Below are 15,817 nucleotides of genomic sequence, written 5' to 3'. Positions count from 1 at the left end.
CGTGCTGAGCACCATGCAGGATGTACCGCTGACTGTGACCCGCATCCTGCAACACGGGATGCTGTTTCACGGTAAGTCGCGGATTACCACCTGGACCGGGGAGGCCGAACCCCATCGCCGCAGTTTCCGGGAAGTCGGCGAGCGCGCGACCCAACTGGCCAACGCCCTCCGCGACGAGCTGGGCATCGACGGTGACCAGCGTGTCGCGACGCTCATGTGGAACAACGCCGAGCACGTCGAGGCGTACCTCGCGATCCCGTCCATGGGCGCCGTCCTGCACACCCTCAACCTCCGTCTGCCGCCGGAGCAGTTGGTGTGGATCGCCAACCACGCCGACGACCGCGTCGTCCTCGTCAACGGCTCGCTGCTCCCCCTCCTCGCCCCCCTTCTGCCGCATCTGCCGACGATCGAGCACATCGTCGTGTCCGGCCCCGGCGACCGCACCCTGCTCGCCGGCGCCCAGGCGCGGGTGCACGAGTACGAGGAGCTGATCGCGGGCCGCCCCACCACCTACGACTGGCCCGAGCTGGACGAGCGTTCGGCCGCCGCGATGTGCTACACCTCGGGCACCACCGGGGACCCCAAGGGCGTGGTCTACTCCCACCGTTCGATCTATCTGCACTCGATGCAGGTCAACATGGCCGAGTCGATGGGGCTGACGGACAGGGACACCACGCTGGTGGTCGTTCCGCAGTTCCATGTCAACGCCTGGGGGCTGCCGCACGCCACGTTCATGACCGGTATCAACCTCCTTATGCCGGATCGTTTTCTCCAGCCCGGCCCGCTCGCCGAGATGATCGAGCGCGAGAAGCCCACGCACGCGGCGGCCGTGCCGACCATCTGGCAGGGCCTGCTGGCCGAGGTGAGCGCGAACCCCCGCGATCTGACCTCCATGAAGACGGTCACCATCGGTGGCTCGGCCTGTCCGCCCGCGCTCATGGAGGCGTACGACAAGCTCGGTGTACGGCTCTGTCACGCCTGGGGCATGACGGAGACGTCCCCGTGCGGCACGACGTCGAACCCGCCGGCCAGGCTGACGGCGGAGGAGGAGTGGCCGTACCGCGTCACCCAGGGTCGATTCCCGGCAGGCGTCGAGGTCCGTCTCGTCGGCCCGGCGGGTGATCTTCTGCCGTGGGACGGTCAGTCGGCCGGTGAGCTGGAGGTCCGCGGTCCCTGGATCGCGGGCGCGTACTACGGCGGCGAGAACGGGGAGAACACCCGGCCCGCCGACAGGTTCAGCGAGGACGGCTGGCTGAAGACCGGCGATGTCGGCGTCTTGAGCCCCGACGGCTATCTCACGCTCACCGACCGCGCCAAGGACGTGATCAAGTCGGGCGGGGAGTGGATCTCCAGCGTCGAGTTGGAGAACGCGCTGATGGCGCACCCGGAGGTCGCCGAGGCCGCAGTCGTCGCCGTGCCCGACGAGAAGTGGGGCGAACGCCCGCTGGCGACGGTCGTCCTGAAGGATGGCTCGACCGCGGACTACGAGACGCTGAAGGAGTTCCTCGCCGGGAAGATCGCCAAGTGGCAGCTCCCGGAGCGGTGGGCGGTCATCCCGGCGGTGCCGAAGACGAGCGTCGGCAAGTTCGACAAGAAGGTCATCCGCAGGCAGTACGCGGACGGCGAGCTGGCCGTCACCGAACTATAGGGGAGCGCGGCACCGGTACGGGGGCGGGCGTCGCACCTGGGCAGGCGTCCCGCCTCCGTGCGCGGCTCGCCTCGGTACGCGTCCCGCCCCCTGCGCCTGGCTCGCCTTCGTACGCGTCCCGCCTCGGTAGGCGTCCCGCCCACCCCGTAAGCGTTCGAGCCCCCGCCCCCGTACGCCTTCCCCGTACGCCTGCTCGGACGGCTCGGTTTCAGGGAGGGGCTCGCACGGCCCAGGCGGCTGGGACGGCCGGACGGCTCAGTTCGTGCCGATCTTCGCGAGCAGATCCACGATGCGGGACTGCACCTCGCCGCTGGTGGAGCGCTCCGCGAGGAAGAGCACCGTTTCCCCGGACGAGAGCCGAGGCAGCTCCGCCCGGTTGAGACCGGCCGAGGTGTAGACGACGAGCGGAGTGCGGTTCAACTGGCCGTTCGCCCGCAGCCAGTCGATGATCCCGGCCCGGCGGCGGCGTACCTGCATCAGGTCCATCACCACCAGGTTCGGCCGCATCTGGCTCGCGAGCGTGACGGCGTCCGAATCCGCGGCGGCACGGGCGACCTGCATGCCCCGGCGCTCCAGCGTCGCCGTCAGCGCGAGCGCGATCTCCTCGTGCTCCTCGATCAGCAGGACCCGTGAAGGATGCTGGTCGCTGTCGCGCGGGGCCAGCGCCTTGAGCAGGACCGCCGGATCGGCTCCGTACGCGGCCTCCCGAGTCGCCTGCCCGAGCCCCGCCGTCACCAGCACCGGGACCTCGGCGGCCACGGCGGCCTGCCGCAGCGACTGCAAGGCGGTACGGGTGATCGGCCCGGTCAGCGGGTCGACGAACAGCGCCGCGGGGAATGCCGCGATCTGAGCGTCGACCTCCTCGCGCGAGTGCACGACGACGGGACGGTAGCCGCGCTCGCTCAGCGCCTGCTGCGTGGAGACGTCGGGCGCGGGCCAGACCAGCAGCCGGCGTGGATTGTCCAGCGGCTCCGGCGGCAGTTCGTCGTCGATCGGCTGTGGCAGCGGCCGGTTGGCCACCTCGACCGCGCCGCCCGGACCGTCCAGCGGCTCGGGCCCCTCCGCGCCTTCGTCAGGCGCTCCTATGGCGTAGGCACGACCTTCGGCCTCACGCTCCAAGGGCAGCCGCAGGCCCGTCTGCGTCAGGTTCTGACCCTGTGTCTGACCGTGCCCTTGAACCTGCTGGGACGGCTGACTCTGATGACTCTGCTGACCTGGATGAGACTGCGGAGGCTGCTGGGCCTCTTGGGGGTGCGGCCGGGCGGACGGTTCGGTCCGTTCCGGTCGCTCAGGCCGTTCGGTTCGTTCGGTTCGTTCCGGTCGCTCGCCGTCGGGCGGAGTGGCCAGTTTGCGGCGTCGACCGGAGCCGTGGGCGGGCTGGTTTCCCTGCTCGGTGGTCTGCTGCGACAAGGGGACGCCCTGTCCGAGCGTACGCACGCTGAAGGCCCGCCCCTGCGAGGCATCGGCCGGAAGAGGCTCCTGGAGAGACTCCGGCGGGAGAGGTGGCTCCATGAGGGGGAGCGGCTGCGCGATGGACTGCGGCCCGTTCGACGACTGCGGTCCGTCCGACTGCTGTGCTCCGCTCAGTGGGTACGGCTCGTTCGACGGCTGTGCTCCGGGTACGGGCTCCGGCCCGGCTGCGGGGCCTGCGGGACCGGCCGAGGGCGACGGCATCGAGCCCGTGTCCATGACTCCGGCGGCGAATCCGGCGGCCTCGTCCTCCGCCACGGCGTGCTGACCGGTCGAGTCGTCCGTGCCGACGTGCTGACCGGTCGAGTCGTCCGTGCCGGCGTGTTCGGCTCCCGGCCCGCGCCGGGCCCGCCGACGGCCCGTCGGAGCGGGGTGCTGCTGCGGTGGGGTGAAGTGAGGATCGGTTCCCGGAACCGTGCGTACGGCCTCGTGCCGGCCCGGAAGGGAGGCGTCCGCCTCTCCGGCCGTCGGAGTGATCCGGTCCGCTTCGGCGGGCGGCAGCGCGAACGCCGTACGGGCGGCCGGTTCGGCCTCGGGAGCCTCCGCAGGAGCGGGAGCGGGAGCGAGCGCGCGCCTGGCCCGCCGCCCGGCAGGAACCATGGCGGACGCGGGCACCGGGGTCGGCACGGACACGGACGAAGCCACACCAGAAGCCTGCCCCTGCCCCTGCCCTTGCTCCTGCCTCTGAATCTGCCCCAGCCCTTGCCCGTGAGCCTGCCCCGGCCCCGAACCTTGTGTTTGCCCCTGAACCTGCTCGTGCTCCTGCCCCGGACCGGGTGCCGGGACCGGGGCGGAGGACCCGCTGGGCAGTTCGGCGAGCCCGCTGTGCCGGGCGCGGCGGCCCGTACCCGAGGCGTCGACCGGTACGCCCTGGGGCGGCACCGTCTCGCCGAGCGCGGGACGCGGGGCCGCACCCTCGGCCGCCGTGACCACGGAACCCTCCGCGGGCCGGGGAGCGCCCGCAGGCACCGCGACGCCTTCCTCGGCCGGGCTCGGCCGTCCCCGCCGCCGCCCGGTGCCACCGAGGGTGCCGCCGGGCGGACTCCCGGCCGCGCCGGCCGGGTGACCGGCCACCGCGCCGCCGGGCCTGCCGACCATGGCCACGCCTCCGCCTCCGCCGCCGTCCTGCGCGGGGATCAGTTCCTGCGGCTGGTCGTTCTGAACGGCCCTCCGGCGACCCGTCGGACCGGACTGCGGCTCCACGGGTCCGGACATCCGGCCCGCGCCCACGGAACCGGTCCGGCCAGTCGGACCCGTCGAACCCGTAGGGCCAGTGGAACCGGCTGAACCGGCTGAACCGGCTGAACCGGTTGGGCCGGCTGAACCGGTTGGGCCGGAGGAGCCCACCGCACCGGCAGGACCCACGGGCTGTCCCGGAAGCTCCGCCTCCAGAGGGCTCTCCAGGAACGCGTCCGTCGACGACCGCCGCGCCCTCCGCCGCCCGCCGCCGGACGTCTCGGGTCCGGTCGACTGCTCCGGCAGGGCCAGCGCCCCGCCCGGTTGCCCGCCGGGCGGCGGAACCGCGCCCCCGCCCTCCCCGAGCGGGACCTCCAGGACGTACGCGCTGCCGCTCATTCCCGGCACCTCGTGCGTCTGCAGCACCCCGCCGTGCGCCGTGACGATCCCCCGCACGATCGGCTCGTGCACCGGGTCACCGCCCGCGAACGGCCCCCGTACCTCGATCCGTACGACCTCGCCGCGCTGTGCCGCCGCGACCACGATCGTCGAGTCCGCGTACGTGCCGCCCGGCGTGGCCCGGGTCTGGCCGGTCGAGTCGACCCCGGCCACATCCGCGATCAGATGCGCCAGCGCCGTCGCCAGCCGGCCCCCGTCCACCTCGGCCTCGATCGGCGGAGTGTGCACCGCGAACTGCGCCCGTCCCGGCCCGATCAGCTCGACCGCGCCCTCGACCGCCGCCCCGACGACCGCGTCGAGCAGCACCTTCGACTTGTGGAGCTGTTCCGTGCCCATGCCGAGGCGCTGGAAGCCGAGGACGTTGTCGATGAGCGTGGTCATCCGGGCGTATCCGGCGGCCAGATGGTGCAGGATCTGGTTGGCCTCCGGCCACAACTGCCCCGCCGGGTCGGCGGCGAGCGTGCCCAGTTCCGTACGCAGTTCCTCCAGCGGTCCGCGCAGCGATCCCCCGAGCACCGCCGTCAACTGGTCGTGCCGCCCCGCCAGCTCCAGATAGCGCTCGTCGCGGTTCTCGATCTCGGCGGTGTACCGGTCCGCCCGGTCCGCGAGTTGGGCCGTGAACCGCTCGGTCGTCTCCTCCAGCTCCGCCCGGCGCTTCTCGTCCAGCTGCTCGAACGGACGGCGGTCGGTGAAGGTCATCACCGCGCCGACGAGCTGATCCCCGTCCCGTACCGGCGCGGTCGTCAGATCCACCGGCACCCGTGAACCGTCCTTCGCCCACAGCACCTGACCGCGCACCCGGTGCTTGCGCCCGGACCTGAGCGTGTCCGCGAGCGGCGATTCCGCGTACGGGAAGGGCTTGCCGTCCTCGCGCGAGTGCAGGATCAGCGGATGCAGCTCCTGGCCGCCGAGGTCGCTGGCCCGGAACCCGAGGATCTGCGCGGCGGCCGGATTGACCAGCACGACCCGCCCGTCGGTGTCCGTGCCCACGACACCCTCGGCCGCGGCCCGCAGGATCATCTCCGTCTGCCGCCGCGAACGCGCCAGCTCGGCTTCCGTGTCCATCGTCCCCGACAGGTCCCGTACGACGAGCATCAGCAGCTCGTCGCCGGTGAAGGCGTTGGACGAGTCGTACGCCTCCCGCCCGTCCTCAAGGCTGGCGCTCGTCACCTCGACGGGGAACTCGCTGCCGTCCGTGCGCCGCGCGGTCATCCGCGTGGGCTTGGTACGGCCGCGATCGTCCGCCGCCTCGGGGCGGCGCATGGAGCCCGGGATCAGCCGCGAGTCGAACGCGGGCAGCAGATCGAGCAGCCCGCGCCCGACGAGGGCGGTGCCAGGGGTCTCGAAGAGCTCGAGGGCGATCGTGTTGGCGTTGACGACCGTGCCGTTGCAGTTGACGAGGACGAGCCCGTCGGGGAGGGCGTCGAGTATGGCTGCGAGGCGAGCAGCGCCTCGGGATGGCCGGCTGCTCACGACGACGGTTCCTCCCTGACCTACTTCATGTGCGGACAGCCCGCCCCCATTTTGCCCCTCGGGCCTCAGCCTGTCTCTGGAGGGAAGTCTAAGCGCAGCGGCTGCGCCGGGGCGGTGGATGGGGGGCAGCTCTCATCGAAGGCTCACGACTGCTCTCATCGCGCGAAGGCCGTTGCGGCGTTATGACCTGGCACTCGGCAGTACGGGCACGAGAGAGTTCCAACGAGAGATTTCACAACCGTTCTTCCGTGTGAAGGTGGCGTCCACACGCCGTCCCTGCCAGGTCCCGGTGACGTGCGCCGTGGCCGGTCCGCCCGCCTGCTGGGTGCAGACGGCGTCCCTCGGGACCGGCTTGAACGGGTTTCCGTCCTGCCGCGCCAGCGTGTCCAGCCGAGCGCACGCCTCCTCGGCCGCCGGGTGCGTTCCGCGCGCCGGGTCGCACTCCAGCTCGTACCGTCCGTTCGTACGGACGTTCCCCGTCTTCGACACCTCCACCGTCAGCCGGTCCGGGGCCGGCGGGCCCGAGAGCAACGGCAGGGAGAACGGCAGCTCCGAAGCGCCGGCGCCGGGCGCGGCGGCGGCGAGGGCGGCGACGGAGGCGAGTGAGACGGTCGCGGCGAGGACGGTGCGGCGCAGCATGAACGCTCCTGGTGACTCGTACGGAGTGGCCCCGGTGGACCCCTGTCCCGTGCCGGGACCCCGGTCGGGTCCCGTGCCAGGGCCCCGGACGCGCGGGCGCCACGGGATCCCCACCGCTTCTAACGCTCCTCGCGCGCGTGCGTTGCGCACCGGGTGGTCCCGTATTCCGGCGGCCCCTCCCCGGTTATGTGCTTTGCCCTCCGGCCTGCACGCCTAGTACCGTGGACAGCGATTGGTGACACCCCGCGTGACTGTGTCATCATCTGCACACCGCTCGCGTCCGCGCGGGCGTGCTGGAGGCGTCGCCTAGTCCGGTCTATGGCGCCGCACTGCTAATGCGGTTTGGGTCTTAAAGCCCATCGAGGGTTCAAATCCCTCCGCCTCCGCCATACGATCACGAGAGCCCCGGTCACCTGGCCGGGGCTCTCGTGTTTCACCCCGTCCCGTCCGCCGCCGTCTCTTCTCTGCCGGCCTCGCGTCCTCCCGGCCCCCGCGCCCCCACCCGCGGGCGACGCGCCCGTACCGGCATCGCACCGCACCCGGACCACGGTCGCGACCTGCGGAATCGTGTCTGCCCGTGTACCCCGTTCCGGGGGTGTTTTCGCAGGTCGGATGTGGTGCGGCTAATGGATTTCACCTGGCGGCGCGGGTCATGTAATGTTGTTCCCGCAACGCCGACCGGGGGGAAAGCCCCGCGAGGTCGAGCACTCGTAGCTTAACGGATAGAGCATCTGACTACGGATCAGAAGGTTGCAGGTTCGAATCCTGCCGAGTGCACACAGGTCAGAGGGACCGGGAGATCTCCCGGTCCCTCTGCTTTTGGTCTGTACAGCAGCGAAGTACAGCAGCCGCGCCAGCCGCACTCAGCCGGTGGTGCCGCCCGCGGTGCTGGACAGCCGCCCGGTGGCGGCGCTGCGCCTTGAGGGCGAACAGCAGCGAGCTGCACGTGTGCCGGGTGTTCCGAAGCGGGATGGCGCGGAGACCGGCGCGACGGGCCCAGCGAAGAGGTGATCGTCACGGGCCGCGCAGTCCGCGAGGAACCGGCCGGCCTCGGCGGCCGACCAGGGCTTGATCCGGCGGCGGAGAGGCTTGGGCACCTTCGTACGTTGGCGTCCAGGTGGCTGTAGTGAGTGCCCCACGGTGCCAGGATCAGCCCACCCGCACAGGACTGCTGTACCCAGGCGTACGGGATCGATCGCATCCCGCAGGTGGCGATGATCCGGTCGTGCGGAGCCCCCGCCGCGTCCCCGAGCAGTCCGTCAGCCGTGATCACCCGCACGGGCAGCCCGAAGCGCCGCCGCATCCTCGCGCCCGTGCCGCGACCGTACGGCGACGGGGCATCCCTGCTGCCACGGCCCTGGACACCCGAGCCACCGAGTTCCGACCCCACTAGATTGACCGCGTCGCGCCAAGGGACGAGGGGAAGCGCATGACGCACTCGCTGGAGATCAAGCCCATCGGCACGGTGGTCGGCGGACGCGCCGAACCCACGGACGACCACTGGGGCGGCCCTGCGATCATCCGCCTCAACCCCGACTACCCGGCCGAGGTCGTCCAGGGCCTGGAGGAGTTCTCGCACCTGCTGGTCGTCTGGCACTTCCACAAGGCGTCACCCGACGACGTCGCCCTCCACGCCCGCAGCCCGCGCAACAACCCCAGGTGGCCCAGCACGGGCACCTTCGTCCACCGCAACCACCGCCGGCCCAACCAGCTCGCCGAATCTTTCCCGAGGCTGGTGAAGGTCGAAGGGCTGGACCTCCACGTCGCGGACCTGGACGCCATCGACGGGACACCGGTGTACGACGTGGCTCCGTACTTCCAGGAGATGGGGCCACGTGGCGAGGTACGGCAGCCGACTTGGCCGGGCGAAATGCTGGCCGACTACTGGGCGAAGGGCGCCGACTGAGTCGGTGGACCACGACGTCCGCTGTTGGCCGGGGAGACGAGATGGCTGCCCGTCAGATTCTCTGTGCGGCGAAGACCGCATGGGCATGGTCGGCTTCATTCGGTCGGGCCGAGTATCTCGTCGGCGCTGTGGGGCTCGGTGCGCGGCTGGTGGTTGAGCTGGTGGCGCGCGATGGAGGACCGTCGGTAGACCTCCTTGCGGGCTCGCATGATGTTGCCCAGGGGCGTGTGTTCGGCGGTGACCCGCCAGGGTGTGAAGGACAGTGAGTCCATCTTCTCCAGGTTTTCCGGGCCGGAGATGTCCTGCCGCGGCAGCCGCAGCTTCGCCACGGTGACGGCCGGCGAGAGCTGCTCGGGCCACTCCACGGTCGTGTCCTCCACCGGCATGCGCTCCAAGTCGGTGCAGAGCTGGACCTGGATGTCGAAGGCGTAGGGCCGCTCCTGCAACTCGGCCTGCAGGGCCGGTCGGAAGACCTCCGACGCCGAGGCCGGATCGATGTCGCGCCGGACGACGGCGGCGGCGAAGTCCGGGGCGGGGGTTATGCGCACCTTGGCGATGTAGTCCCCGTGCCGGACCGCGCCCATCGTCCAGTAGCTCGACAGCAGTACGTTCACCGGAGGGGTCTTGGACAGGCGCAGGAAGGCCAGGAACTCGTCCCACGCCCAGTCGTCCTGATCCAGCGTTCCCTTTCCGGTCACGAACTCGGTGAAGAAACGATGTGCTCCGGGGCGGCCCTGGGCGAAGTAGGCCGGCGCGTTCAGGAACAGTTCCTGGATGAAGAGGTAGTGCTCGACCGTGTTGCAGAAGAAGATCGGTCCGTTGATGTTGGCGTAGTCGAAGGTGCCCGTGTCCGGTTCGTCTTCCAGCAGGGTCGGGCCGGGGATGTCGAAGATCTTCAGTGCCAGTCCGGTGGCGGCGCCGAGCCGTGCGTCGGCTCCGGCGTGAGGCGAGCCGTTGGAGAAGCGGATGAGCGCGTCATGGGTTCCCGGAGTCGCGTAGATGCCTTGGGCGTATTCGGGGGGTAGCCCGTCCAGGATCTCCACTTCCGCTCGGACCAGCCCGTAGCCCTTGGCATGGGCGTCGCGCAGGGCCCGGCCGGTGCCACCGGCTTCGACGGAGTCGGCGATGTAGCTCTCGGTCTTGTCGATCACCGTCTGCAGGGTGCGGCCGAAGTGCGGATCGTCGTCTTCGATGTCGGGCGTGTAGCGGACGAACGGTGCTGTCATGGTGTCCAACCCTCCTCGACGACCGTGGGAGAAACCGCCCTCAGAACTCCGACTCCGCGAGCCAGCGCAAGGCGCGCAGCCCCGGCACGAAGCAGTACTCACCGCCCCGGGTGACCACGAAGCTGGGCAGGTTCCGCAGACGACGCCGGACCGGCTTCTCCGGGATGGTGACGGTGCCCGTGCCGCCGTGATGTCCGGCCACCGCGTCCTTCTCGCCGGGGTAGCCGATGAAGTTGCCGTCGTTGATCCACTCGGCCTTGATGAACTCGAACTGCCGCTCCAGATGGGCGCCGAGGAACACTCCGACCAGACCACGCTCGGCACCGTCGTCTTCCAGCACACCCTCCGGCAGCGGCGGGCCGTAGGTGGTGCCGCGGCGGATGAGACGGTGCATCCGCGCGTCGCCGACGATGGTGGAATCGCGGGGGTTGGTGCGCCGGATGTGCGCACCGGCGGGGCAGCGGAAGCCGCGATCGTCGTTCTCCCGGTACAGGAAGTCGTTGACGCGGTGTGGATCGGCGGCCAGTTCCGGATCGTCATGCTCCGGCGCCAGCGCCAGCGGTGCTCCGCTCGGCCAGCGTCCCACCATCTTCGCCGCCAGGAGTGCCTCCTGCTCGGCGTCGGAGCTGTTCGCGCGCAGATACCGGTGCCAGGCCGCCACGTTGGTGTGCACCTTGCGTACGGCCGCGTAGGTCCCGTTGCGGCCCAGCACATCGGGCGTGGGCATGGGCGGCGGGCTGCCGGTCTCGTCGGGGTAGCCGAGGATGAATTCGCCGGCTTTGACGGGGGCTTCCCGCGGGTTGGAGCCGGGCAGCCCGACGCCCTCGATGTTCGGATGGCTGATGCCGTCCCGGAAGCCGAAGGTGGTGCGCCCGGTCGGGAGCTGGCGGACCTCCTGCTGCCAGATCACCTGGACACCGGGCGTGTCCTCGAAGGCGACACGGGCCCGCTCCAGCTCCTTGCCCAGCCGCGCCGCATCGGAGGCGAGGGCGCTCAACGCGATATGAACATCGCCCGTTCCGAACGGCGCCTCCCAGTGGGCCGGGGCACTCTCGCCCACGTCGCCGATCAGCTCCGCCCGGGCGGCCATGCCCTCACGGAACGCCCGCGGAAAGCTGTCCAGCGACTCCAGGGGCACGCCCAGGGCTTTCAACCCCTGATAGGTGAACGCCAAAGCCACCCAGGCATCCTGGCTCCGGTCCGGGCCGGGCAGACCTCCCGAGGTCACCGGAAGCAGCCGCCGCAGCAGGGCGCGCCCGGCGTCGCGGTCGTCGACGCGCAGGAAGACGAACTTCCCCTCGTAGGGCACGGGCCGTGGACTCAGCGCGCCGCTCTGGACATCGTCGATCTCGATGCGCCCGTCGGTCGGGCCGCTGTCGTCCGGAGTGTTCATGGTCGCTGTGCCTCCGCAATCGGTCTCGGCATGTGCGGCCCCGCAGCGGCCGACCTGCCCCCGCCGACGGCCGACGCGGTCCGACGTCGGGTCGGTTCGAGAGTCGGTTGTGTACGGGACAGCCCTTAGGCCGCGGCTTCCTCCAGCAGCTTCTGGAAGGCGGGTGTGGCGACCAAGTCCGCGTTGGCCGGGTTGTCCAGCGCCGCCCGGAACTCGGGGGTGTCCAGCACCTCCTGGAACGCGTTGTCCACCCGCTGGTCCTTGTAGATCTGCTGAACGGTCAGATCGGGATAGGCGCTGACGAAGACGCCCGCGGGCTCCTGGTGGGCGAGGAACCAGTCCTTCGCCCCTGGATCGCTGACGCCGGGGAACCCTTCGCAGTGTGAGAAGACCCTGTCGAAGCGGGCCCCGACCACCGTCTTGGCGAAGTCGTCGATGTACGTGTCCCAGGAGCCGTCGAAGACGCTGGCGAACATGAACCTGGTGTCGTTGTCGAAGATCACATGCCGTGCATCATGCAGCGTGCCGATCTGGCGCACCGCCGCATGGACCCTCTCGTCATCCGCAGCGTCGGCGAGCGTGGCGAGATCCTCACGCAACGCATCGGCCTCGCCCGGTTTGATCTTGGCGAAAACGGTGAACTCGTTACACACCCCATCCGTCCTGCCCGGGTGCTCATGGTGAGCCGACGGGGTCGCGCCTGTCGTCGCAGCCATCGCGAGGTTCTCCTGCCACGGATCGGTGCGAGGGGCTCCCAGCGCCCCGACATGAGGCGCCATCGCCCTCACGGCTTCAATCCTCCTCGCGGCTGAGCCGCCTCGCATCTCGGCCCCTGGCCTTTGTGGTCACCCGGGGTGGCGTTTCGACGAGCCCGGTCATGGCGGGGTCGCCTGCCCGGTAAGGCAGGCCGCCGCGGGCCGCAGCAGGGGTCCTCGCGTCCCAAGAAGCTCCCGAGGACAGATCCGGCCATGCGCGTGAAGATGGAAGTCGGTGAGACGTGCCGAGTGCGCCGTCTGCACCGCTGTCGGGAAGCCACTTCCGCGTAGCCGTGAAGTCCGCGTAGCCGTGACAGTGTCGCGGCCCATCGCACACCACCCGTCGCCGCCGCCCGGGCGGTCGGGTCGCCCGCTTCCGCCGCCCCCGCTCCACTGGATCGCCACCCGGAGGCAACCATGAGCACAGTGCTCGGTGACGTTCTGGGTTTCGCGGCCGCCGTAGCGGTCAGCCCGCTCCCGATCATCGCGGTCATCCTCATACTCGCCACGCCCCGGGGACGTCTCAACGGAGTTCTCTTCACCGTCGGCTGGATCCTGGGACTCTCGGCCCTGGGCGCGGTGATGCTGGCGATCGCTTCTCCCGCGGGGGCCTCCGCCCACGGTCAGCCGGCCACTTGGGTGGGAGTCCTCAAGCTCGCCCTGGGCTTGTTCCTCGTTCTCTTCGGCACCCGGCAATGGCACCGGCGCCCGAAGGATCCCTCGCAAGCCCAACTGCCGAAGTGGATGGGCGCGATCGACCGTCTCACGCCGGTCAAGGTCTTCGCACTCGGACTGGCCCTGTCCGCGCTCAACGCCAAGAACGCCCCGCTGACCATCGCCGCGGGCGCCGCGATCGGCTCGGCCGGACTGCCGGTCGGGCAGCAGATCGCGGCGCTGGCGATCTTCGTCCTGATCGCCACCCTCGGCCTGCTGGCCCCGCTGGGGGTTTTCCTCGTCGGGGGAGCGCGAGCCAAGGCCACGCTCGGCAACTGGAAAGAGTGGGCGGCTCAGAACAGTGTCGCCGTGATGGCCGTCCTGTTCTTCGTCCTCGGCCTGAAGCTGCTCGGAGACGGCATCTCCATCCTCGCCTCCTGACGGCAACCGCGCCGGCCGCGGCTGACTGACGGCAACCGCGCCGGCCGCCGTCAGTCAGCCGGTGGGGTCTCTCCCTTCGCGTCGGAGACGCTGGTGAGGGGCCTTGGGTGGAGCGGGGGTCGTGGGCGGGTGGTCAGGTCGTAGGCTGGCCGCGTGGCGCGGTTGATCGTGGCAGCGGGCGGACGAGGCGACGTGGTAGCCGCCTCGATGGTGGCGGCGGCGCTGTACGGCCATGGGGAGCCGGCCGTGATTCTCGCGTACGCGTGGGATCGGCCGTGGGCCGATCCGGTACCGGGGCCACGGGGGCCGGACGACTTCACGGGGCTCCGGTCCGTCACGGCGAGCGTGTGCGCGATGACGGCCGCGGCGGAGCCCGTTTTGCCGACCGGTTCGGCGTTTCCGCGGCTCGCGGCGGAGCTTCCGCAGACGCTGGCGCTCATCGACGCCCGCCGTGGTGTTCAGGGGATGGCTCGTCAGCTCGATGAACTGGTCGGGCTGCTGGAGCCGTCCTCCGTGGACCTTCTCGACGTCGGCGGGGGCATCCTCGCGCGCGGGGACGAACCCGCTCTCAGCGGTCCGCTCGCCGGGGCGCTCGCGCTCGCCGCGTGCCGTCGGGGCGGTGCTCGGGTACGGCTGTTGATCGCGGGCGCGGGTCTGGACGGCCAGGTCTCGGCGGGTGAACTCCGCGGTCTGCTGGGGCGGAACGTACTGACCCTGGCACCCGAGCACGTCGAACCGGTCAGCGGTGTTCTGGAGTGGTGTCCGTCCGAGACGACCGCGATGCTGGCCGCCGCCGCCCGAGGGGTCCGGGGCCTGTGCGAGGCGCGGGAGACGGGGCCCGTGCCCCTCACCGACGAGGGCCCCACCGTTCATGAGGTCCGTCTGGACGACGCCCTGAGCCGTAACCGTCTGGCCCGTGCGGTGGAGGCCACCGCGACGCTGGACGAGGCGGAGCGGCTCAGCAGGGAAGTCTGCGGCTTCTCGGAGATCGACCGGGAGCGCGCACGAGCCGCCCGGCCCGACACCCGGCCGCCGGAGGAACTCGACCCCGGGACGGTGCTCGACCCCTGGACGGCACTCGATCCCCGGACGGTGCTCGACCCCCGGACGGTGCTTGACCGGGTCTCCCGGTACGAGCGCGAGGCCCGCGCCCGTGGAGTCAGCCATGCCACCTTCAGCCGCCTCGGCGAGGCGCTGCACCTCGACCACACCCGGATCGGGGACCTCAGAGACCTGTTGATCAGGAGCCGCCCCGAGCAGTACGCGGCCCCGCTCTGGCACCTGCCGCCCGGTCGGCGGGCTCGGACGCGTTACGACGGCCGGCGGTACGGCGAGGAGTGAGGGCCGCCCGCCCCCGCGACGGCGGAGCCGGGGCGCGGGCTCCGGCGCGCCCGCGCGGGGCGCGTCGACGCCGACGGCCGTGAGCGCCCCTGAGCCGACGGCCGGTTTCGGACAGGGGCATAGCGTGCGCGTTTCCGTCCTGGTGTGCGACTGTGAGGGCGTCGTCGAACGCCGGGAACGGCCGGATTTCGGCGTAGGAAACCGGAGATGTCAGTTTGCTCAGGTACCCTCCGCGTTTTCGGTCGGACTGGGTGCTCCCGGAGGTGCGTATGACATGGCGGTGCTCCGGGCTGGGGTGGCCCCAAGGAGCGCGGATCGCCGTGCTGCGGTGGGAGGGCGGGCGGGTCAGCCCGCTGATCACCGGCAGAGCGCTGGGATTCCGGGCCGAGGGACAGCGGCAGTGTGTCGGAGCGCGGGGGAACGCCTGCCCGCTGCGGGCGGCCGTGTCCGGGCGGGCCACGCAGGCGCGGTGCGCGGAGTGTGCGCGGCTGGACCGGGCGCACTCCGTGGCAGCCGACACCCTTCCCGATGATCCGCGGATCTACCGTGTATATCTGGCCTGGTTCGGGCCCGGCCTGGTCAAGGTCGGGATCACCGCCGAGGAGCGCGGGTCCGCGCGGCTGCTGGAGCAGGGCGCGGTCGTCTTCAGCTGGCTGGGGCGCGGGCCCCTGATGGCCGCCCGGCGGACCGAGGAGCTGCTGCGGAGCGCGCTCGGCATTCCCGACCGGATTCCGTACGCGGAGAAGCGGGCCGTCCGGTCGGAGCTGCCGGGACCGGCCGAGCGGATCGTCGAGGTGGAGGAGCTGCACCGGCGCGCCCTCGCGCTCAGCGGCTGGGCGGAGTCTCTGGAGCCGCTGGCGTTCGAGGCCGTCGACCATACGGGGGTGTTCGGGCTCGACGGGCTGACCGCCGCGGCCTCGGTCGTACGGGAACTGATCGCCGGCGGAGCCGTCGCCGGCGTCCTCGTCGCCGTCGCGGGGCCCGATCTGCATCTGCGGACCGCCGAGGACCGGCTCGTCGTCCTCGACACCCGGCTCATGACCGGCTGGTCCCTCGTCGGGGCCGACCCGGCGGCCGGTGTCTCCGTTCCCGTCGCCGACGTCAGCGCCAGCAACGGCGGGGCCGTGCAGGACGGTCTGTTCTAGGTCGTTTCTGATGGATCAGGCTGGATCAGGGAGCGGGGTCTGGTGCCGTGCATCGCAAGGCGGAGGAGGGAATCCATGCGGAGCATAGGTG

The 15,817-nt window shown here is 71.1% G+C and carries 10 protein-coding genes, 2 tRNA genes and 1 pseudogene; 7 read left to right on the top strand and 6 right to left on the bottom strand.

The features are described from left to right. Position 1: 1 nt before the first annotated feature. Positions 2–1,648: a long-chain fatty acid--CoA ligase gene (locus ACWEFL_RS30965; RefSeq protein WP_451718932.1), complete on the top strand. Its 1,647-nt coding sequence runs from the start codon at positions 2–4 to the stop codon at positions 1,646–1,648. A gap of 255 nt (positions 1,649–1,903) precedes the next feature. Here the strand turns inward: ACWEFL_RS30965 and ACWEFL_RS30960 are convergent, their stop codons facing one another. Both ACWEFL_RS30960 and ACWEFL_RS30955 read right to left on the bottom strand, forming a co-directional pair. After that, positions 1,904–6,226 carry a PAS domain-containing protein gene (locus ACWEFL_RS30960; RefSeq protein ID WP_451718930.1) on the bottom strand — a complete coding sequence of 1,441 codons (4,323 nt, stop codon included), beginning with the start codon at positions 6,224–6,226 and terminating at the stop codon, positions 1,904–1,906. 180 nt (positions 6,227–6,406) lie between these two features. Further along, positions 6,407–6,865, bottom strand: a complete 459-nt coding sequence (locus ACWEFL_RS30955) for an SSI family serine proteinase inhibitor (RefSeq protein WP_451718928.1) — start codon at positions 6,863–6,865, stop codon at positions 6,407–6,409. Between the two features lie 295 nt (positions 6,866–7,160). Between ACWEFL_RS30955 and ACWEFL_RS30950 the strand changes: the two genes are divergently transcribed. Both ACWEFL_RS30950 and ACWEFL_RS30945 read left to right on the top strand, forming a co-directional pair. Continuing rightward, positions 7,161–7,254, top strand: a tRNA-Ser gene (locus ACWEFL_RS30950). A gap of 315 nt (positions 7,255–7,569) precedes the next feature. Next, positions 7,570–7,642, top strand: a tRNA-Arg gene (locus tag ACWEFL_RS30945). 406 nt (positions 7,643–8,048) lie between these two features. Here the strand turns inward: ACWEFL_RS30945 and ACWEFL_RS30940 are convergent. Further along, a pseudogene (locus tag ACWEFL_RS30940) lies at positions 8,049–8,168 on the bottom strand (protein-L-isoaspartate(D-aspartate) O-methyltransferase); the annotation flags it as partial. A 126-nt stretch (positions 8,169–8,294) separates the two neighbouring features. On the opposite strand from ACWEFL_RS30940, the gene ACWEFL_RS30935 reads away from it, so the two are divergent. After that, on the top strand, positions 8,295–8,771 hold the full coding sequence (locus ACWEFL_RS30935) for an SAM-dependent methyltransferase (RefSeq protein WP_451718926.1): 477 nt from the start codon (positions 8,295–8,297) through the stop codon (positions 8,769–8,771). Between the two features lie 95 nt (positions 8,772–8,866). Here ACWEFL_RS30935 and ACWEFL_RS30930 read toward each other — a convergent pair whose 3' ends face one another. The 3 genes from ACWEFL_RS30930 to ACWEFL_RS30920 form a co-directional block, all read right to left on the bottom strand. Beyond that, a complete protein-coding gene (locus ACWEFL_RS30930; RefSeq protein WP_451718924.1) occupies positions 8,867–9,997 on the bottom strand; it encodes a catalase family protein in 1,131 nt (376 codons plus the stop codon). Between the two features lie 40 nt (positions 9,998–10,037). Continuing rightward, entirely contained in the window at positions 10,038–11,390 is a 1,353-nt protein-coding gene (locus ACWEFL_RS30925) for a Dyp-type peroxidase (protein WP_451718921.1), read from the bottom strand. Positions 11,391–11,515: 125 nt separating this feature from the next. Continuing rightward, positions 11,516–12,043, bottom strand: a complete 528-nt coding sequence (locus tag ACWEFL_RS30920) for a hypothetical protein (RefSeq protein ID WP_451718918.1) — start codon at positions 12,041–12,043, stop codon at positions 11,516–11,518. Positions 12,044–12,562: 519 nt separating this feature from the next. Between ACWEFL_RS30920 and ACWEFL_RS30915 the strand changes: the two genes are divergently transcribed. From ACWEFL_RS30915 to ACWEFL_RS30905, 3 genes are all read left to right on the top strand, one after another. After that, positions 12,563–13,240 carry a GAP family protein gene (locus ACWEFL_RS30915; RefSeq protein ID WP_451718915.1) on the top strand — a complete coding sequence of 226 codons (678 nt, stop codon included), beginning with the start codon at positions 12,563–12,565 and terminating at the stop codon, positions 13,238–13,240. 153 nt (positions 13,241–13,393) lie between these two features. Continuing rightward, positions 13,394–14,581, top strand: coding sequence for a DUF1152 domain-containing protein (locus ACWEFL_RS30910; protein ID WP_451718912.1), 1,188 nt, complete (start codon positions 13,394–13,396; stop codon positions 14,579–14,581). Positions 14,582–14,850: 269 nt separating this feature from the next. Then, positions 14,851–15,726, top strand: coding sequence for a DUF2797 domain-containing protein (locus ACWEFL_RS30905; protein WP_451718909.1), 876 nt, complete (start codon positions 14,851–14,853; stop codon positions 15,724–15,726). The last annotated feature ends 91 nt before the right edge of the window (positions 15,727–15,817 follow it).

The sequence above is a fragment of the Streptomyces sp. NPDC004838 genome (assembly GCF_053600955.1).
The sequence above is the reverse complement of the archived record's forward strand: the minus strand, read 5'-3'. Positions and strand labels throughout refer to the sequence as shown.

Excerpts from the sequence above, each read along its gene's own strand:
- ACWEFL_RS30955 (WP_451718928.1), bottom strand. The coding sequence starts at position 6,865 with ATGCTGCGCCGCACCGTCCTCGCCGCGACCGTCTCACTCGCCTCCGTC.
- ACWEFL_RS30935 (WP_451718926.1), top strand. The coding sequence starts at position 8,295 with ATGACGCACTCGCTGGAGATCAAGCCCATCGGCACGGTGGTCGGCGGA.
- ACWEFL_RS30930 (WP_451718924.1), bottom strand. The coding sequence starts at position 9,997 with ATGACAGCACCGTTCGTCCGCTACACGCCCGACATCGAAGACGACGAT.
- ACWEFL_RS30925 (WP_451718921.1), bottom strand. The coding sequence starts at position 11,390 with ATGAACACTCCGGACGACAGCGGCCCGACCGACGGGCGCATCGAGATC.
- ACWEFL_RS30915 (WP_451718915.1), top strand. The coding sequence starts at position 12,563 with ATGAGCACAGTGCTCGGTGACGTTCTGGGTTTCGCGGCCGCCGTAGCG.
- ACWEFL_RS30905 (WP_451718909.1), top strand. The coding sequence starts at position 14,851 with ATGACATGGCGGTGCTCCGGGCTGGGGTGGCCCCAAGGAGCGCGGATC.